General features: G+C 70.8%; 17 protein-coding genes and 1 tRNA gene. 10 read left to right on the forward strand and 8 right to left on the reverse strand.

All coding sequences use genetic code 11. The features are described from left to right. The first annotated feature begins 253 nt into the window (after window positions 1-253). The 4 genes from NMK44_RS38280 (at window position 254) to NMK44_RS38295 (ending at window position 3,560) form a co-directional block, all read left to right on the forward strand. Window positions 254-772 (forward strand): toxin-antitoxin system HicB family antitoxin, encoded by a 519-nt coding sequence (locus NMK44_RS38280; protein WP_254752176.1) that lies wholly within the window; start codon window positions 254-256, stop codon window positions 770-772. Between the two features lie 95 nt (window positions 773-867). Next, window positions 868-1,704: a DUF4097 family beta strand repeat-containing protein gene (locus tag NMK44_RS38285; protein ID WP_254752178.1), complete on the forward strand. Its 837-nt coding sequence runs from the start codon at window positions 868-870 to the stop codon at window positions 1,702-1,704. 42 nt (window positions 1,705-1,746) lie between these two features. Continuing rightward, window positions 1,747-2,772: an ATP-binding cassette domain-containing protein gene (locus tag NMK44_RS38290; protein WP_302889113.1), complete on the forward strand. Its 1,026-nt coding sequence runs from the start codon at window positions 1,747-1,749 to the stop codon at window positions 2,770-2,772. Further along, on the forward strand, window positions 2,769-3,560 hold the full coding sequence (locus NMK44_RS38295) for an ABC transporter permease (protein WP_254752182.1): 792 nt from the start codon (window positions 2,769-2,771) through the stop codon (window positions 3,558-3,560). The genes NMK44_RS38290 and NMK44_RS38295 overlap by 4 nt, the downstream gene beginning before the upstream one ends. A gap of 15 nt (window positions 3,561-3,575) precedes the next feature. Here the strand turns inward: NMK44_RS38295 and NMK44_RS38300 are convergent, their stop codons facing one another. Continuing rightward, a complete protein-coding gene (locus NMK44_RS38300) occupies window positions 3,576-4,388 on the reverse strand; it encodes a VWA domain-containing protein (RefSeq protein ID WP_254752184.1) in 813 nt (270 codons plus the stop codon). Window positions 4,389-4,554: 166 nt separating this feature from the next. Between NMK44_RS38300 and NMK44_RS38305 the strand changes: the two genes are divergently transcribed. Continuing rightward, window positions 4,555-4,989, forward strand: a complete 435-nt coding sequence (locus tag NMK44_RS38305) for a hypothetical protein (RefSeq protein ID WP_254752186.1) — start codon at window positions 4,555-4,557, stop codon at window positions 4,987-4,989. A 42-nt stretch (window positions 4,990-5,031) separates the two neighbouring features. Then, window positions 5,032-5,418 (forward strand): hypothetical protein, encoded by a 387-nt coding sequence (locus NMK44_RS38310; RefSeq protein ID WP_254752188.1) that lies wholly within the window; start codon window positions 5,032-5,034, stop codon window positions 5,416-5,418. An 87-nt stretch (window positions 5,419-5,505) separates the two neighbouring features. Here NMK44_RS38310 and NMK44_RS38315 read toward each other — a convergent pair whose 3' ends face one another. Then, window positions 5,506-6,648, reverse strand: coding sequence for an acyltransferase family protein (locus NMK44_RS38315; protein ID WP_254752190.1), 1,143 nt, complete (start codon window positions 6,646-6,648; stop codon window positions 5,506-5,508). Window positions 6,649-7,154: 506 nt separating this feature from the next. Continuing rightward, a tRNA-Val gene (locus tag NMK44_RS38320) sits at window positions 7,155-7,229 on the reverse strand. 163 nt (window positions 7,230-7,392) lie between these two features. Between NMK44_RS38320 and NMK44_RS38325 the strand changes: the two genes are divergently transcribed. From NMK44_RS38325 to NMK44_RS42830, 3 genes are all read left to right on the forward strand, one after another. Beyond that, complete coding sequence (locus tag NMK44_RS38325) at window positions 7,393-8,691, forward strand: hypothetical protein (RefSeq protein WP_254752192.1); 1,299 nt, start codon at window positions 7,393-7,395, stop codon at window positions 8,689-8,691. A gap of 51 nt (window positions 8,692-8,742) precedes the next feature. After that, the gene (locus tag NMK44_RS38330) at window positions 8,743-8,976 is read left to right on the forward strand and encodes an FmdB family zinc ribbon protein (protein ID WP_254752194.1); all 234 of its coding nucleotides are present in this window, start codon (window positions 8,743-8,745) and stop codon (window positions 8,974-8,976) included. A gap of 132 nt (window positions 8,977-9,108) precedes the next feature. Next, window positions 9,109-10,050, forward strand: coding sequence for a DUF4383 domain-containing protein (locus NMK44_RS42830; protein ID WP_254752196.1), 942 nt, complete (start codon window positions 9,109-9,111; stop codon window positions 10,048-10,050). Here NMK44_RS42830 and NMK44_RS38340 read toward each other — a convergent pair. From NMK44_RS38340 to NMK44_RS38355, 4 genes are all read right to left on the reverse strand, one after another. Next, window positions 10,025-10,639, reverse strand: coding sequence for an O-methyltransferase (locus NMK44_RS38340; protein WP_254752274.1), 615 nt, complete (start codon window positions 10,637-10,639; stop codon window positions 10,025-10,027). The two genes, NMK44_RS42830 and NMK44_RS38340, sit on opposite strands and share 26 nt — an antisense overlap. A gap of 268 nt (window positions 10,640-10,907) precedes the next feature. Further along, the gene (locus NMK44_RS38345) at window positions 10,908-11,768 is read right to left on the reverse strand and encodes an HAD family hydrolase (protein ID WP_254752198.1); all 861 of its coding nucleotides are present in this window, start codon (window positions 11,766-11,768) and stop codon (window positions 10,908-10,910) included. Then, the gene (locus NMK44_RS38350; RefSeq protein WP_254752200.1) at window positions 11,765-14,401 is read right to left on the reverse strand and encodes a phosphoribosyltransferase; all 2,637 of its coding nucleotides are present in this window, start codon (window positions 14,399-14,401) and stop codon (window positions 11,765-11,767) included. The genes NMK44_RS38345 and NMK44_RS38350 overlap by 4 nt, the downstream gene beginning before the upstream one ends. 21 nt (window positions 14,402-14,422) lie before the next feature. Next, a complete protein-coding gene (locus NMK44_RS38355; protein WP_254752202.1) occupies window positions 14,423-15,610 on the reverse strand; it encodes an HpcH/HpaI aldolase/citrate lyase family protein in 1,188 nt (395 codons plus the stop codon). 256 nt (window positions 15,611-15,866) lie between these two features. Here NMK44_RS38355 and NMK44_RS38360 point away from each other — a divergent pair, with 256 nt between their 5' ends. Next, a complete protein-coding gene (locus NMK44_RS38360; RefSeq protein WP_254752204.1) occupies window positions 15,867-16,940 on the forward strand; it encodes a TerD family protein in 1,074 nt (357 codons plus the stop codon). 37 nt (window positions 16,941-16,977) lie between these two features. On the opposite strand, the gene NMK44_RS38365 is transcribed toward NMK44_RS38360, so the two are convergent. Then, entirely contained in the window at window positions 16,978-17,703 is a 726-nt protein-coding gene (locus tag NMK44_RS38365; RefSeq protein WP_254752206.1) for a TerD family protein, read from the reverse strand. Between the last annotated feature and the right edge of the window lie 81 nt (window positions 17,704-17,784).

The following is a 17,784-nucleotide window of genomic DNA, read 5'->3' on the forward strand; positions in this document are numbered from 1 at the left end:
GACCCGACGACGAGCCGGCGCGAGAAGGAGTCGCCAAGCGCTCCGGCAACCGGCCCGTCGAGAACCACCCTACGAAACAGGCCCCGAGATCACCACGAACGGCTTGACGTCCGTTAGGAACTCAACGGGACCGCCGTCACCACGGGGTCCCGGGCTCCACCATGACCACCCGTGGTGCCACCATAGCGCCACTTGGTGCCACAGTGAGCCAATTGGCATCGACGTAGTGCCATCCATGTGCCATGATGGCACTATGGACCTCACGCCCTACGTCGACAACCTCCGGCACGAGCTCGCGGTCGCCGCGGACGCCGGTGGGGACGAAGCCCGCGCCCTGGCCGAACGGCTCACCGCACCACTGGAGTCGGCCGCCCGGCTCACCCTGCTCAACGCGCTGTCGGCCGCCATGGGCGAGGTGACCAGCGAGCTGGCACCGGGCTCGGTCGACGTACGGCTCCGCGGCCTCGACCCCGAGTTCGTGGTGACACCACCGCCCGCCGACGAGGGCGCCCCCGCGGAACCGACCGCGCCCGCTGAACCCCTCATGCCCCCGGCCCCGGCCGACGCCGACGAGGGCGGCACCGCCCGCGTCAATCTGCGGCTGCCCGCCCACCTCAAGGCGCGCGCCGAGGAGGCCGCGAACCGCGAGGGCCTGTCGGTCAACGCATGGCTGGTGCGCGCCGTGTCGGCCGCGGTCGACGGCGGCACGCGGCCGCGTGCGCCGGAGAGGGCCCACACCGTCGGGCAGAGCTTCACGGGATGGGTGCGCTAGCCGCCCCTCCTCCGCACCACCTCGTCCGCACCACCTCACCCACATCACGTCCCACCAGCGGGGACGGTCTGCAGCCTCAGGAGGACGGGACAGCCATGCCTTCTTTCGACACCCCCGAACCGATTTCCGTGAACGCCCACGTGGGCGCCGGTTCCATCCGATTCACCGCGAGCGACCGTCCCGACACCGTCGTCGAGGTACGGCCCGGCAGCCCGTCGCGGGACAAGGACGTACGGGCCGCCGAACAGACCGACGTCATGTACACCAGCGGTGTTCTGACCATCAGGACGAAGGAACGCCGTCTCATCGGGCCCACCGGCGCAGTCGATGTGTCGGTCGAACTGCCCGCGGGCTCACGCGTCGATCTGACCGGCTCCTGGACCCATGTCCGCGGCGAGGGCCGGCTCGGCGAGGCCCAGGTGAAGACCTCGGGGGGTGATGTCCGCCTCGACACGACCGGACCGCTGAAGCTGACTGCGTCGCACAGCTCGATCACCGTCGACCGGGTCGAGGGTACGGCCGAGATCACCACCAGCTCCGGGAGCCTGCGCGTCGGCGTCGTCGACGGCCCCGCCGTCCTGAAGAACTCGCACGGCAACACCACCGTCGGCGTCGCGACCGGTGAGCTGCGGGCGCGCGGCGCCCACGGTGACATCGACATCGCCCGCGCCGAGAGCTCGGTCACCGCCACCACCGCCCACGGAACCCTGCGGGTCGCCGAAGTCGCCTCCGGTGCGGTCCGGTTGGAGACCTCCTACGGGTCCATCGAGATCGGTGTACGCGAGGGCACGGCCGCCTGGCTCGACGTGAGCTGCGAGCGCGGACAGGTGCGCAACACCCTCACCGGCTCCGCGCCACCGGAGAAGACCGACGACACCGTCGAGGTCCGGGCCCGGACCCGCTGGGGAAACATCGACGTGCGCCGCGCCTGATCCCACCCGTCCCGAGAAGAGAGCGGAACAGACATGCCCGCCATGCCTGCTGGACCCTCCACGACCGTGTCCGGCGCGACCGCTTCCCCGTCGGCGGCCGGGAAGCCGCCGGCGATCGCCGCCACCGGGCTCACCAAGTCCTACGGGGACACGGTGGTGCTCGACGGCATCGACCTGCACATCCCCGAAGGCACCGTCTTCGCCCTGCTCGGCCCGAACGGCGCGGGCAAGACCACGACGGTGCAGATCCTGTCCACCCTCATCGCCGCCGACGCGGGTGAGGCGCGGATCGCGGGCCATGACCTGGTCCGCGACGCCGACGCCGTACGCGCCGCGATCGGGGTCACCGGGCAGTTCTCGGCGGTGGACAACCTGCTGACCGCCGAGGAGAACCTGATGCTCATGGCGGATCTGCACCATCTCGACCGCCGCGAGGGCCGCCGCCGCTCCGCCGAACTGCTGCGCCGCTTCGACCTGACCGAGGCGGCCGCCAAGCCCGTCGTCGCCTACTCGGGCGGGATGCGGCGGAAGCTGGACCTCGCGATGACCCTGGTCGGCGATCCACGGGTGGTCTTCCTCGATGAGCCGACCACCGGTCTCGACCCGCGCAGCCGCCGCACCATGTGGGAGATCATCCGCGATCTGGTGGCCCGTGACGGCGTCACCATCTTCCTCACCACGCAGTATCTGGAGGAGGCGGACCAACTCGCCGACCGCATCGCCCTCCTGGACCACGGCACACTGGTCGCCGAGGGCACCGCGGAGGAGCTGAAGCGGCGCATCCCCGGCGGCCACCTCCGGGTGCGGTTCGCCGATCCGGACCGGCTCGACGCGGCGGCCGCGCTCTTCGGCGCCGTCACCCGCGACCCCGACTCGCTTACCCTCCAGATCCCCAGCGACGGCAGCATCCCCACCCTGCGCGCGGTCCTCGACGTACTGGAGGGCGCCGGCATCGTGGCCGAGTCGCTGACCATGCGCACCCCCGACCTCGACGATGTCTTCCTCACCCTGACCGGCCGTCCCCGTCCGGGCGACGCCGCCGGTGCCGTTTCCGGGAGCGCCCGATGACCTCACCGTCCTACGCGATCAGCGACTCCATGACGATGCTGCGGCGCAATCTCAAGCACGCGCTGCGCTATCCGTCCCTGCCGATCACGGTCGTGGTGATGCCCGTGATGATGCTGCTGCTCTTCAACTACGCCTTCGGCTCGGCGCTGGGCACCGGTATCGAGGGGATGCCCACCGGCGGCGATGACTACATCGACTACGTGGCGCCCGGCATCATCCTCATGGCCGCGACCTCCGGGGCCCTGATCACGGCCATCAGTGTCTGCGTCGACGTGACCGAGGGCATCGTCAACCGTTTCCGCACGATGGCCATCTCCCGGGCGTCGTTCCTCACCGGTCATGTGCTCGGCAGTGTCATCCAGACCACCATCAGCCTGGTGTTCGTGGTGGCCATCGCACTCCTCGTCGGCTTCCGCCCGAACGCCACCCCCCTGGAGTGGCTCGCCGCCGCCGGTCTGCTGATCCTGCTCACGCTCGCCCTCACCTGGCTCTCCGCCGGGATCGGCCTCGTCGCCAAGAGCCCGGAGACCGCGAGCAACATCCCGATGCCGCTCCAGTTCCTCCCCTTCATCGGCAGCGCCATCGTGCCGCCGGAGTCCATGCCCACCGGGCTGCGCTGGTTCGCCGAGTACCAGCCCTTCACCCCGCTCATCGAGACCCTGCGCGGGCTGCTGATGGGCACGGAGATCGGCAGCAGCGGATATATCGCGCTGGCCTGGTGCCTCGGCCTCACCCTCGTCGGCTACCTCTGGGCGCGCACCACCTTCAACCGCGGCATCCGCCGCTAGGTCGTGTCTTGTAGATCACCCCGGGAGCGACGCCCGCACCACACCGGCGGCCCGGGCGGCGGTCAGCCATTGCGGGAACTCCCCCAGCAACTGGTCGTACAGCCCCTCGTCGGTCAGCGACTTCGGTGACGCCCCGGCGGCGAAGAACCCCGCGTTGTCCACCACGCGCCGGTCCGGCACCGGCAACTCGTCCAGTCTGCGCAGGAAGCGGAACTCATCATGGCCGAAGCCGATGAACTGCCAGAAGATCGGCAGCCGTGCGGCCGTGCACAGCACATGCTCCGCGGCCGTCTTGGACGTCGGCGAGCCATCGGTCTGGAAGACGACGAACGCCGGGTCCCGCGCCCCCGACGCCTCGTAGTGGTCGATCACCGCCTGCATGGCCACGTGGTAGTTGGTCCGGCCCATATGCCCCATCGTGTCGTGCAGCGGAGTGATCCGGTCCTGGTAGGCGTCGAGGCTGATCTCGGCGGTGCCGTCGATACCGGTGGAGAAGAACACCACCGGCACCACCCCGTCGTCATCGAGGTTCGCCGCGAGCGCGAGCGTCTGCTCCGCCAGATGCTGCACGGACCCGTCCCGGTAGTACGGCCGCATGCTCCCCGACCGGTCCAGCACCAGGTACACGGCGGCCCGTTGCCCATCGACCCGGTTCTTCGCCAGCGACACCGCGGCCGACTTGTACAGACTCACCAGCCCGGGCGCCCGCGCGGCGACCTTCTCCAGACTCACCCCGGCGCCCCGGACGTCCGGCTCCGTCCCTGCGGGCTCGGGCCCGGGTCGCTTGCGGTAGTCGATTCGCGGGCGCTTGCGATAGTCGATGGCCATACGCAGAGATTGTGCACCCGCCGGACGCGGTGTGTCCCCCCTCCGACCGGAACCAGCTCGCGAGCGCACGCCCCACGGCAATAGGGGAATTGCGGCCCTCCCCTGCCGAACAAGCACTCTGCACAATTGGAAGTGGCTTCTTCAATTTGTAACGCCCGCTGATCCCTTGACCCATGACACAGGCGAGGTAGTGTTTTTCGCGATCGCCCCGGCGATCACCAACGGGAGGATCACGATGAGGATCAGGAAAACCCTGACGGCAGTCGTCATCACTGCCGCAGCGGCAACATGCACGGCCGTCACCGCCGGTCCCTCCATAGCCGCGGAGCGTTCTGACTCCGCGACAGCGGGCGACTGGAGAGGTTACACCGTCGCCTGCGAGAGCGCCGGCGACACAGCGAATTTCCGATACAACCCTTCGGATAATTCCACGACCAATGTCTACTTCAACAATCACTGCACGCACGATGTGAACGTCACGGTTCATGTCAGTGGCGGTGGCGACAGCGACAAGTGCATCTCGGCGAGCGCCAACGAGAAGAGCAGCGAGCGCCTGTACGTCGGCGGAGAGCACATCACCACCCTGACCAGGGGGTGCTGACCCCAGCTCACCGCCAGAACCACACCACGGGGAGGAAACACCATGAGGTCGATGAAGGCACCGGCCATCGCCGCGATCGCCACCGCAGCGATGGCGGGCTCCACCCTGATGCTCGCGGGACCTGCGAGCGCGGCGGAGCAGTCGAAACCCGGCACGCCGTCCGGCACGGTGTCGGCCGCGGCCGAGAACTACACCGTCGCCTGCAATACGCCCGGCGACACCGCCAACTTCTCCTGGAAGTCCGGCACCGTCAACACGACCGTCTACTTCAACAACCACTGCGGCCATTCGGTGAATATCACCCTTGAGATCACCGACCTCGAAGGCCCGCAGAATCACTGTCTGACGACCGAAGCGGGCGAGAAGGGCAAGAAGAAGTACCAGACGGGAGCGTCCGGATCCATCACCCATGTATCCCGGGGCTGCTGACGGATAACTGACAGATATCTGACGGACAGCAGGATGAGGGCTCCCAGTGCGCCGGGGAGCCCCGCCGGTCGTCGCGCCCGCACCGCGTCACGCCGTGCGGGCGCGGGGTCTGGAGAAGCGGCGCATACAGGGGCTCTCCACACCCCGGTACAGCGACCACGCGGCCAGCACGACCAGCGGAAGCGCCAGGGGAAATATCGCGATGGGATGCCATTCCCGGTCTCTGAGGGGCATGACCACCAGCGCCAGCATCATGCCGTGGACGAGATACATGGCGTACGAGATCTCACCGAGGAAAACCGCGGGTGAGGTGCGCAGCAGGGACGGCTTGCCCTGTCGGTCCAGTTCCGCGGTCGCGTGGACGAGCAGGACGATCGGGAGCACGGTCGCGGCCGCGTAGGTGCAGGTCTGCGGCAGGTATCTGCTGCCGAAGACGATGACGCCGATGACGCTCAGCCCTGCCGGGACGGCGCCGATCCGGGGCAGCCGGATGCCGGCGAGGGCGATACGGGCCGTCATCATGCCGAGGGCGAATTCCGGCAGCCTCGCGAGGGGCAGCAGGTACACGGACCAGAAGCTGAAGAACACCGTGCCGTCGGGACCCACGATGAGCGCGCAGATCAACGGCCATGTCCAGGTGAGGGCGATGGCCGTACCGGCGCCGATGAGAAGGCCGCGGCGCGAGAGTCGGTTGATCAGGGGCAGGAGCAGGGGGAAGAGGAGATAGAAGAACATCTCCGCGGCCAGGGACCAGGAGGGTGGATTCCCCGCCAGGACGAAACGCTCACCGGGAATCCAGGTGTTGACCAGGACCAGGTTGGACAGATGCGCCGCGACTCCGGTCGCACTCGTGGTCGCCGCCGTGCTGGTGATCAGCAGGGCGGTCACGACCACGCACCACGTGACGACGTGATTGGGAAAGATCTTGGCGACGCGGCGGCGCAGGAACGCCCGGGTGGTGTCGGTCGCACGGGCGGAATAGGTGAGGACGTAGCCGCTCAGTATGAAGAAGAGCGATACCGCACTCGCTCCCACCCAGACTTCGGGCCGCAGTTCTTCGTCGGCATGAGGGTTCATCAGCAGGAAGCTGTGGGTGTAGACGACGCCTGCGGCAGCGACGAAGCGTAAACCGGTCAGCGAGGGCAGGCGCTGGGCGTGCGAGCCCGCTCCGTCCTCACGGGCGCTGCCCACGGCACCACGGCGGGACGGCGGTTGAAGCATGTGGCGCATACGAGACCTCCCACCGATGGGCACCGGGCCCAACGCCGCCGGTCACCCGGAATCGACGTGGCTGTCCGACCGTGGCCGTGGAGAGCTGGGCGGCCCATCACGCGGATAGCCACGATTGACCCACCGCCGCGCGCCACGGCATAGCGAGGGAGGGAACACTTCACCCGAATGGCCTATAGCGCGCCGATGCGACGGAACCGGCGTGCGCGGAGCCCGCCGCAATGCCGGTCCCGGAGCGCCGGGGCCCTCAGTCCGCCGGATCGGGCGGTCACGGGCCCGGTTACGGCAACGGGCCGACGCCCGAACGGAGTTCGGTGTCGAGGTCACGGCCGACCATCCAGGCCGCGAGGTCACAGACGGCCCCTGTCGCAGCGTGGTCCGTGAGCGACACCGTGCGGGGCCGCAGGACGAAGGCGGGGGGCTTCGACGTCCGGGGACAGGAGCAGGAGAGACCGCCCGCGGACGCCAGAAGGCCCCCAGCCATGATCGGCTGGGGGCCTTCGTGCTGGTGGGCGCAGACGGGTTCGAACCGCCGACATCTGCCTTGTAAGGGCAGCGCTCTACCGCTGAGCTATGCGCCCGGGAGGAGAGGTCAGCCTACAGTGTCCGCTGGGCGGCCCCGCAATCCCCGTTTCCGGGCCGGTACCGGCGTACTCGCGACCCGCCCGGCCGACGCGAACCGCCCGGCCCCCTGTGCACGTCAGTGACGGGTGGGAGAATGACATCCGGGCCCACGGACGATCCATGGCGATCCCACGGGCGATCCATTGGGAGAGGGAAGTGGCGGCGACACCTGGTGGCGGGGGCGGGCGGCGTTGGTTCGGGGGGCGCGGGGAGAGTCAGCGGGCCGAGGCGCAGGCCGCCAGGGACGCGGCCGCGGCCGCGTTCTACGAGCTGGACACCGCCCAGCGCGATCTGCGGATCTCGATAGAGACGATCACGGCGGTGGACGACTCCCCCGCCGCCCGCCGCACCGCCGCGGACTTCGCCGCGCTCGGACAGCGGATCGACCAGGTCAGCCATGACTACATCACCGCGGTCGACGCCCATGACCTCGACCGGGACGATCTCGACGGGGCCACCGCCGGCCGTGCGCGGATGGATCTGACCCGGGCCAAGGACGAGCTGCTGCGCACCAAGGCCGAGCTCGACCGGTTCGCGCAGGGGCTCGGCCCGCAGTTGCAGCAGGCCGAGACGCAGCTCGCGCGGCTGGCGCCCGCCGTGGAGCGGGCGCGGCAGGCGCTGCTCGCCGCCACGAACGCGCTGGACGCAGTACGGGCCTCCGGGCTGCGGGCGGACGATCTCGCGGCGCGGCTGGCCGCCCTCTCCCCCGAGCTGACCAAGCTCAACCAGGGTGCCGGGCAGCACGGTGTGCAGGACACCATCCGGCGCGCGGACGATGTGCTGCGCAAGGCCGAGGCCGTCCGGGGCGAGGCCGAGCGGCTGCCGGAGCGGGCCGCCGAGATCGACCGGCGGCTGGTGTCGCTGCGGACCCGTGCCCAGGCGATCACCACCCGGGCCGCCGGGGTCGAGCCGGTCCTCAGTGAGCTGCGCCGTCGTTACAGCGCCGCCTGCTGGCAGGACCTCCAGCCCGTCCCCGCGCAGGCCGAGCGGGACGTCGCCCGGGCCGAGGCGAAGCTCAAGGAGGCGCAGACGGCCCGCGAGGAGCAGCGCTGGCCGGACGCCACCGCGCTGCTCACGACCGTACGGGCCCTGCTGAACACCACCGACGAGGCGGTCTCCGCCGCCGGTGACCGGCTGCGGCGGCTGGACGAGGTGTCCTTCGACCACCAGAAGGAGGTCGAGCGCACCCGTTTCGCCATCCGCGACGCCCAGCGGCTGGCCATGGCCGGGCGCAGCACCCCGGATCCGCGCCATGCGCGCCCGCTGGACGACGCGGTGGGGCGGCTGGAGCGCGCCGTCGCGGGGCTGGAGGGGCGGCACCCGGACTGGTGGCACTTCCTCTCCGAGACCGAGGCGGTGCGGCAGACCGTCGGCCGGGTGGTGCAGGAGATCCGTGACGAGCGCGGCGGCGGGCACTGAGCACTCCCGGTTCACCGCCCTGACCTGGCCTTCGCTGGCTATGCTCCTGGCATGCCTCGCTATGAGTACCGCTGCCGCTCCTGCGGCACCACCTTCGAGCTGAACCGGCCGATGGCCGAGTCCGGCGCGCCCGCGTCCTGCCCCGAGGGGCATGACGACACCGTGAAGCTGCTGTCCACCGTGGCCGTGACCGGCACCGCCGGTGCCTCCGGCGCGGCCGCCGCGCCGCCGCGGCCCCAGGGCGGCGGCGGGGGCGGCTGCTGCGGAGGTGGCTGCTGCGGTTGAGGGGATCCGGTCGGGGGCGGATCCTGGGAAGTACCTGCGTACCCGCACGGGTGCGGTACGGCCCGCGGGTACGGCCTCGGCGTACGGCCTGAACGGCGCCGCCGGGGTCCGGCGAAGCGAAGGAGGCCGGAGATGGCTACGGGCCGCCCCTCCCCCATCGGAGCACACCCCGCGGGAATCGCGCGGCACTTCCCCGAGCGGATCGGTGGGCACACCACACTCGACGAGCACCTGCCCGTCGATCACGGGCTCAGCAAGGTCTACCGCGTCGGCGCCGGGCTCACCGGGCTCGTCCTGGTCGCCTTCGGCATCCTCGGTCTGATCGACAAGATCGGTTTCTTCGCCACCGGTGACAACACCGTCGCCGGGCTCAACACCAACGGCGCGCTGAGCGTGCTGTCCATCGCCATCGGTGTGCTGCTCTTCGTCGGCATGGTCATCGGCGGCAACTTCGCCTCGACGCTCAACATCGTGCTCGGCGTCCTCTTCCTGCTCAGCGGATTCGTCAATCTCGCCCTGCTGGAGAGGGAGTTCAACCCCCTGGCGTTCCGTCTCCAGAACGTGCTGTTCAGCTTTGTGGTGGGGCTGATGCTGATGTGGTTCGGCATGTACGGGCGGGTCAGCAGCAAGCTGCCGCACGACAACCCGTACTGGCGGGCCCGCCACCCCGACCTGGCCGAACGCGAGGACCGGGCGCGCGCGTCCGGCACCACCACCCGGCACCGTGCCGTCGAGCGCGGTGCGGGAGGGACGGCGGAGGCCACCCAGGGGGCCGTCCAGGGGCGGCCGGAGGGCGAGGAGCGGGGCGAACGGGCCGGTCAGCCGCCCGGTAAATGGGGCAAGCTGGACCGGCCCGCCGAGTCCGGAGGCGAACGGAAGCAGGCGGCCGGGGACGACGGCGGATCCCGCGACAGTGGGTCACATGAGAGCGGATCCCGCGCCGATCAGCCCCCCGGCAAGTGGGGCAAAATGGACCACCCCGACGACCGTTCCGGAGATCCGTCCGCCGGAGAGCACCACCGCCCCCGGCGCCGGCTCCGCGACCGGTTCAGCCGCGGCGACGGGCCAGCGTGAGTCCGTCCGCGACCGTCAGCATGATCGATTCCATCCGGTCGTCCGCGGCCACGTGCTCGTTGAACACCTTGATCGCGGCGCCGCTGCCGGTCGCCGCCGGATCGGTGACGTCCCCGTTGAAGAAGACGTTGTCCGCGACGATCACCCCGCCGGGGTTCAGCCGCGGCACCAGCTCCTCCCAGTAGTCGATGTAGCTCGCCTTGTCCGCGTCCAGGTAGACGAGGTCGATATGCGGTTCGGCGGGCATCGCCTTCAGCGTCTCCAGCGCGGGCGCGATCCGCAGATCGATGCGGTCGGCCACGCCCGCCTTCGCCCACGCCTCCCGCCCGTACGCGGTCCACTCCTCGGAGACGTCACATGCGATCAGCCTGCCGCCCTCGGGCAGCGCCTGCGCCATCGCCAGCGCGGAGAAGCCGGTGAAGGTGCCGACCTCCACGATGTGGCGGGCACCGGTCAGCCGGACCAGGAAGGCCAGCAGCGGACCCTGCTCCTCCGCCGACTGCATCCCGGCGTACTGGGGGAGCCGGGTGTGCGTGACCTCGACCAGCTCCCGCTGGACGGGGTCGAGCTGCGGATTGTGCCGCAGCATGTACTCGTACAGCTCGGGTGTGATCGGAGTGCTCTTGCTCTCGGCCACGGATCCCCCTTCATGTCTGCTCATGTCTGCGCTCGACTGCCCGCAGGGCGCGGGACGGCCAGGTCACGGCGACTGTAACCCGAGCCGACGGGCGATTCGAGTGTGTTCGGGATCGCGGCGGCGCCCCTTCGGTCCGCATACGGGCCCGGCCCCGGCCGACGCCGTACAGGCGGCGGACCAGGGCCGGTTGGACCTCACGGTATGACGCGACGGCGGCTGGTCAGCCCCGGCCGCGGGAGACGGCGCGGATGACCTCGCTGCGCGCCCGTGCCCAGGTGACCGAGGCACGCTCGGACAGGGCGCGGATGATGGCCTCGCCCGCCGCGACACCGCGCTCCTCGAGCGCGGTCACCTCCGGCGCGGTCCAGTCGGCGTCGGCCAGTTCGCCGTGGCCCGGACGCCAGCCGCGGTCGGCGCCCAGCAGCAGATCGGTGTCGAGCAGCGAGTCACCGGCGGCGAGCACCTCGTCCGCCCCGGTACGGCGCTTGATCTCGGCCACCGCCGCGCTCTTGGTGAGCGGCTTCGGCACCGCGTAGAGCTTGCGGCCCTGGAGCGAGACGGTCCAGCCGCGCTCCTCCGCCCACTCCGTCAGCTCCGTGACGTACTCGGCGGGCAGCCGGTCCCGTTCGACCACGAGATAGGCGAACAGATCGTCCGCCACCCGCTCCTTGAGCAGCCACGCGGGGTCGGCGGTGGCGCCGAGATGGGCGGTGACCTCGGCGAGCGGGGCGCATTCGCCGTCCAGGCGGGCCCGCACACCACTGTGCCACTCGGGGTCGGATTCGCCGTCGACCAGCAGATGGCCGCCGTTGGCACAGACCGCGAAGCGGGACGGCGGGCCGGGGAGCCGGACCCGGCGGTACTGCTCGGGGGTGCGGGTGGTCGTCGGTACGAAGACGGAGGTGCGCGCCAGTTCGGCGAGCAGCCCGGCCGCGGTCTCCGTCATGTACGACAGCGGACGGCCCTCGTACACCTCGACGCACAACAGCCGCGGGGCCTCGGGGTCCGGTACGTCCAGGCCGAGCGCCGCCGCCGAGTAGATCAGGGTGCGGTCGAGGTCACTCGCCACCACAACACTCATCCTGCGTCCGCCGTTCTGCTCTCGACCATGTTCTCGTCTGATGAATTATTTTCAGCCACGGGGCTGTCGGAGACAGTCTGGCCGACCTCGGCGCCATCGGCTGTGACCTGGACCGCTTTTCCGTCAGCTCCGGTGGCTCCGCGGGTGTAGCGCGGGTGGATCAGCCCGACGCAGGTGTACGGCAGATCGTCGGCCTCCTCCACCGGAACACCGCGCTGTTCGGCCAGCAGCCGTACGTGGTCCAGGTCCGCGCCCGCGCCGCGCTTGGCGAGGATCTTCCACGGAACGCGGCGCAGCAGCACCCGAGTGGTCTCGCCGACGCCCGGTTTGACCAGGTTGACGTCGTGGATGCCGTATTCCTCGCTGATCCGCTCGACGGCGGCCCAGCCCTCCCAGGTCGGGGTGCGGTCCTCGGCGGCCAGCCGCTTGACGTCGGCCGCGACCTGCTCCGTCACCTCGTCGAAGTGGCCGCGGACGGTGTCCAGGAAGAGTCCGGACACATCGGATCCGGCCAGTTCGCGGTAGAACTTCGCACCGTGGAAGTCATCCGGTCCGACCAGGTCGGCGCGGAGCACGGTGCGCGAGATCAGCCCGGAGACGGTGGAGTTGAGACAGGCGGAGGGGATGAGGAAGTCGTCCCGGGTGCCGTAGGTCTCGACACAGCCGCCGGGGTCGGCGAGGACGGCGATCCGCGGGTCGATGTCCGGGTAGGGGGCCACCGCGTCCGCGAGCTCCCGGGTGATCGCACCCTTACCGGTCCAGCCGTCGACGAACACGATGTCGGACGGGTCGTGATGGTCCGCCAGCCAGCGCAGCGCGGCGGTGTCGATACCGCGTCCACGCACGATGGAGACGGCGTAGTGCGGCAGGTCGAGCCCGTGCGCATGGCGCGCCCAGTGGCGCATCAGCACACCGACGGGCGTACCGGCGCGGGCCAGCGAGACCAGCACCGGGCGCGGTGAACGCTCGGCGAGCACGGTCTCGGTGACGGCGCCGACCGCACGCGCGATCCGGGCGGCGGAAGCGGTCAGCGCACTGCGGAACAGCGCCTGGTACGCCTCGCTGGGCTGGTACTCCTGCGGCAGCGACTCGGCGTAGTGCGCACCGCCGCTCTGGATCGCCTCCTCGCGCTCCTCGGTGGGGGCCTCCAGCGTGACGTGCGAGAAGTCCTGGAGCAGCCAGCCGACGTCTTCGGGGGCGTAGGAGGAGAAATCGGGTCCGCGCAGGGGCTCGTGCGGGGGCTCGTGCGGGGCTTGCGGCATACGGGGGGCCTGTCGTTCGGTGCGGGTGACGGGGGGTGGTGAGGGGGGCCCGGCGGCGGGGGCGGCGGGGACGTACGACGGGACGACGGCGAGCAGCACCCGGTCGGTGTGCGGCGCCAGCCGGGCGAGCAGTCCGCCGGGGGCGTGCAGCGCGGGGGTGTCGGCGGCCGAGTCCACCACCGCGACGACCGCGTCGAAGCGGCGCGCGGGGTCTCCGCCGGGCGCCACGTTGTACGCGAAGCGCGGGCCGGGGCCGTCGGCCGGGTCGTCATGGGCGGGGAAGGCGATCCGGGTGCGGATGGCGTAGCCGGGGTCGTCGACGGGGAGCACGGGCGACCGCGTGGTCGTCGAGTACCGCACCTCGGCCCCCTCGACCGCGTCGTCCAGCGCCTCGGCCAGCCGCAGCGGTGCGTACATCAACTCCTCGAAGCCGAGGACGAGAACCCGGGGGCGGGCGCCGTCCGCGGGCACCGGCAGCGCGGTGGCGATCCGAGCCGCCATCTGCGGCAGCGCCGACTCCAGCCGGGTGCGGTGGGCGGGGGTGAAGCCGTGGCGGCCGCCGTCGGGCAGCCCCTCGGGCCAGGCCAGTTCGACCCGCGGGACGGCGGGCGGGGTGAACTTCCCGGCGAGCTCCGGCTCATCGGCGGGCTCGTGCTCGGCCACCAGGTGCCGGCCGCGCTCCAGCACGCCCTCGGGGAGGTGGACGGTGCCCGTCGCCGCGGCGATCAGGTCCACCCGGGCGCCGAGTTCGGCCGTGAACGTCTCCAGCCGGGCGCGGTCCTCGGCCGAGCGCATATCGACCAGGGCGACCACCACGTAGTGCTCGCGGGGGAAGCGCCGGTGCAGGGCGGCGATGGTGTTGAGCACGGTACGGCCGGTGGAGAACTCGTCGTCGACCAGGACGAGGGGACCGTCGCCGCCCAGCAGCCCGGGGTCCTCCGGCAGCAGCAGATGGGAGGTGGCGTGGCTGTGCTCCTCCTCGAAACCGCCGACCGTCGCGACACCGTCGACCGGACGGCGGGTGGAGTGCAGGTACGGCGCGAGGGCGATTCCGTCCGCGACGCTGTGACCGAGGCCGGTGGCCGTCTCGGCGTACCCGAGCACCACCGCGCGCGCCGCGGCCTCGTCGCCCAGCAGCTCCCGGACCCGGTGGCCGAGCGCCACGCCCGCGCCGTGGACCGTACCGGGCCGCTGCGGGACGTGCTTGCCGAGCACGTTCGACACCAGCAGATGGGCGCGCTTGGGGTTGCGCCGCAGCGCGAGCCCCAGCAACCCGGTCAGCTCCGCACCGCCGTCGAGCCGAACCCCCAGCCGGTCCGCGACCCACTGTCCCGACCACACCACGCCGTACGCCTCGTCTCTCTCGCTCATTCCGCTCATGCTCAGAAGATCTCAGGCCGTCCGCACACTCGCCGACAGCAGCTCCACGAAGCTCACGTCCTCGCGGGCGACACCGAACACCTCGGCGCGCAGCATGGTGCGCTCGGCCCAGGCGCGGTGCGGCTTCACCTCGTTCATCTTGTTGGTGTACGAGGAACGCAGCACCCCGCCCCCGTACCGCTCGGGCTCCAGGATGTCCGCCGCGTCGCTGAACTCCTCGTGGCTGACGACGGAGAGCGCGTGCACCGGGGCGACATGGGTGGGGTGGATACAGGTCTTGCCCATCAGGCCGTTCGCCCGGTCCAGTTCGATCTCGCGCAGCAGACCGTCCATGTCGTGCTCGATGAGCGCGGTGCGCAGCGCCTCCGCGCGGCCGCTGAAGGGGCTCAGCCGCAACTGCGGTTTGAACATCCGCTCATGCTGTTTGAAGTACTCCCACACCGGTCCGGTGACGGTGAAGCCGGTGCCGTCGGCCCGGCCCAGCATGTTCACCACGTCCCCGATCACGGAGGCGATCATCTGGACGTCGTAGGCGGTCATATCGGGCGCCCGGCGCAGCGCGTACGTGGAGCACAGATCGGTGACGCCGAGCCGCAGTGCCAGCACCCGGTCCCGGTACTTGTCCACGATCCGGCCGATACCGCTGAGGGTTTCGGTGCGGGTCTCCCGGTGCATCAGCTCGGGGGATTCCAGGACCGGCATGGCGAAGAGCCGCCGTCCGCCGAGAGCGGCCGTGGCCTCGGCGGTCTCGGCGGAGATCAGTGCTTCGAGGAAGGCGGCGCCGCGTTCCTCGGTGAATTTCGGCAGTACGAATCCGGACAGCAGCCGGACGGTCGGACCCAGCCTCCGGACCAGGTCGACGATCTGCTCCGGGGTGCGGACGCGGATGAACAGCAGCGGCAGCGCGGATTCCGCACCGCGTGCGGCGAGTGCGCCGAGCTGCTGCACGAGGTTCTCCTCGGCGCCGGTGACCTCGGCGTCATGGATGGAGTCCTCCAGGCAGAGCACCATGGACACCACACCGCGACCTGCCTGTTTGACGATGTCATCGGCGAGGCGGGGCCGGGTGGCGGGCGAGTACAGGGTGGCACCGAGGGCGACCGCCAGGGTTCTGGCGGGCGAGGCCACGGTGAATTCACCGGGCTCCCGGTGAAAGAGGCCCGACCGTACCTCATCCGGCAGGTGTCCAAAATGCCTCATGTATCTCCCCGTATTACCGCTACCCGGTACGGGCCGTGCCGACCCCCGGTTGGCCGATAATCGTACGTGCGGGGAAGGGTCAAAAGTTCCCCAAGACCGTGAAAATCGCGTAACTCATCGGGGTCGGATCCATGTCCGTTCCTCCCCCCGACCGGCCCCCGAAACGGTCCCGCGCCCCCGCGCACCGGACGCGCACCGCCTCCGCCCCCGCACCCTGCGTTGTCCCGGAGCAGTCCGGGAGGGCAGGATTGCGGTCATGACGCACGCGATGCTGAAGGGATCGAACATCCCGCTCGAGACCACGGTGATACGGGCGGTACTGCGCTGGACCCCCGGCACCGACGTACCCGATGTCGACGCCTCGGCACTCCTGCTGGCCGGGGACGACCGCGTGCGTTCGGACGAGGACTTCGTCTTCTACAACCAGCCGCGCCACCCCTCGGGCCTGGTCCGCCACCTGCCGAAGAAGCGGGCGCAGGACGGGCTGACCGACACCATCGAGGCCGAGCTGGCCGGTCTGGAGTCCGGGGTGCACCGGGTGGTGCTGGCCGCGTCCGCGGACGGCGGCCCGTTCGGGCGGGTGCGGGATCTGAGCCTGCTGCTGTACGACGCCACGGCCGCGGCGGACGCGGATCCGATCGCCGTCTTCGAGGTGCAGCCGGAGACGGGCGCGGAGACCGCGCTGATCTGCGGGGAGCTGTACCGGCGGAAGGACGCCTGGAAGTTCCGCGCACTGGGCCAGGGCTATGAGTCCGGTCTGATGGGCCTGGCCACCGAGTACGGCATCTCGGTGGACGACGGTGAGGGCGGGGGCGCGGCGTCCGCGCCGGCGGAGCCGGACGGGCCGGAGAGCGCCGCCGAGCCCCCGTCGGCGTCCACCACCCCGCCACCGCCGTCCTCCGCGCCGACCCCGCCGCCGCCGTCCTCGCCCACCCCGTCGCAGGCCGAGACCCAGGCGCTGCCGCCGCAGGTGCCCACGCCCGGGACCGGATACGGCTTTCCGCCGCCGCAGCCCCAGCCGCGCCCCCAGGGGCCGACGCCGGACCCGTGGGAGCCGCAGCGGATGCCCCCGGCCGCGGCACAGGGCGACGGGTACGGCTATGTGCCGCCCCAGCCCTCCTCACCGCCTCCGCCGCCCCCGGGCTATCCGGCCCCGGGACAGCAGCCCTACGCCCAGCCGTCGTACGGCTACCCGCAGCCACCCGCGTACGGCTATCCGCAGCAGGTGCAGCCCACCGGGGCGGTACCGCCCCCGCCGCCGCTGCCCGCGCCGGTGCCGGACCCCAATTTCACGCTGCCGCCGCAGGGGCCGCAGTTCCAGAACCGCTAGCGCGGCGGACGCGGGGCCGGACCTCGGCCCCGCGGGCCTAGACCTTGGCCTTGTAGCCCCGGCCCCACTGGAGCCCCCAGCCGTACAGCCGGTCCAGCTCCGCCTGGAAGCCGTAGACGTACTTCACCTCGCGGCGCACCAGCATCTCGCCCTTGACGTTCTCGATCATGACCACGGCGCAGGAGCGGGCCTGCGGGGCCCGCTCATGGAGGGCGATCTCCACCCGGGGGCCATTGCTCGGGTAGAGCGTCACCATGCCGTGGGTGCGGTCGAAGGCGGGGGTGCCGTCGTAGATGTAGACGAACACCAGCAGCCGCTTGATGTCGTCCTTGTGGTCCATGTTGATGTAGATCGTCTCGCCGGTGCCCGAGCCGAACCGGTCGTCCCCGCTGAGCTTGACGTACGGCGGCTCATTGAGATTGCCGAAGAAGTTGCCGAGCGGCTGGACCACACCCTTGGTGCCGCTCTTCAGCTCGTACATCACCGCCAGGTCGAGGTCCACGTTGACCATCGCGGGGCCCTGGGCCTGGACCACCTGCGGCTTGAACATCCGCAGCGGATGGCGCAGCGAGCCGCGGCCGGACTCGTTGAAATCCGAGGTCCGCATCTGCCAGGAGAGATTGATCCGGAGGTTGCCGCTGGCTGCGCCCTGTTTGGTCAGGGAGATCATGGAGTGCCGTTTGGTCAGCTCGACCACTCCGGACGCGTCACCGCTGTCGAACTCGCGCCACGCGGCCCGCCCCCAGTTGCTCCAGAACGCCATCGTGCACACCCCCACCCTTCATGGCTCCCGCCTGCGTGAACTGCCGCGGGGCGGCCGGGAGCTGAAACTCTCGGCCGCCCC

The sequence above is a fragment of the Streptomyces cucumeris genome, assembly GCF_024295805.1.
GTDB lineage: Bacteria > Actinomycetota > Actinomycetes > Streptomycetales > Streptomycetaceae > Streptomyces > Streptomyces cucumeris.

Bases quoted from the DNA above. Each gene is read 5' to 3' on its own strand.
- NMK44_RS38280 (WP_254752176.1), top strand. From the start codon at position 254: ATGGACCTCACGCCCTACGTCGACAACCTCCGGCACGAGCTCGCGGTC.
- NMK44_RS38285 (WP_254752178.1), top strand. From the start codon at position 868: ATGCCTTCTTTCGACACCCCCGAACCGATTTCCGTGAACGCCCACGTG.
- NMK44_RS38290 (WP_302889113.1), top strand. From the start codon at position 1,747: ATGCCTGCTGGACCCTCCACGACCGTGTCCGGCGCGACCGCTTCCCCG.
- NMK44_RS38295 (WP_254752182.1), top strand. From the start codon at position 2,769: ATGACCTCACCGTCCTACGCGATCAGCGACTCCATGACGATGCTGCGG.
- NMK44_RS38300 (WP_254752184.1), bottom strand. From the start codon at position 4,388: ATGGCCATCGACTATCGCAAGCGCCCGCGAATCGACTACCGCAAGCGA.
- NMK44_RS38310 (WP_254752188.1), top strand. From the start codon at position 5,032: ATGAGGTCGATGAAGGCACCGGCCATCGCCGCGATCGCCACCGCAGCG.
- NMK44_RS38315 (WP_254752190.1), bottom strand. From the start codon at position 6,648: ATGCGCCACATGCTTCAACCGCCGTCCCGCCGTGGTGCCGTGGGCAGC.
- NMK44_RS38325 (WP_254752192.1), top strand. From the start codon at position 7,393: ATGGCGATCCCACGGGCGATCCATTGGGAGAGGGAAGTGGCGGCGACA.
- NMK44_RS38330 (WP_254752194.1), top strand. From the start codon at position 8,743: ATGCCTCGCTATGAGTACCGCTGCCGCTCCTGCGGCACCACCTTCGAG.
- NMK44_RS42830 (WP_254752196.1), top strand. From the start codon at position 9,109: ATGGCTACGGGCCGCCCCTCCCCCATCGGAGCACACCCCGCGGGAATC.
- NMK44_RS38340 (WP_254752274.1), bottom strand. From the start codon at position 10,639: ATGCTGCGGCACAATCCGCAGCTCGACCCCGTCCAGCGGGAGCTGGTC.
- NMK44_RS38345 (WP_254752198.1), bottom strand. From the start codon at position 11,768: ATGAGTGTTGTGGTGGCGAGTGACCTCGACCGCACCCTGATCTACTCG.
- NMK44_RS38350 (WP_254752200.1), bottom strand. From the start codon at position 14,401: ATGAGCGAGAGAGACGAGGCGTACGGCGTGGTGTGGTCGGGACAGTGG.
- NMK44_RS38355 (WP_254752202.1), bottom strand. From the start codon at position 15,610: ATGAGGCATTTTGGACACCTGCCGGATGAGGTACGGTCGGGCCTCTTT.
- NMK44_RS38360 (WP_254752204.1), top strand. From the start codon at position 15,867: ATGACGCACGCGATGCTGAAGGGATCGAACATCCCGCTCGAGACCACG.
- NMK44_RS38365 (WP_254752206.1), bottom strand. From the start codon at position 17,703: ATGGCGTTCTGGAGCAACTGGGGGCGGGCCGCGTGGCGCGAGTTCGAC.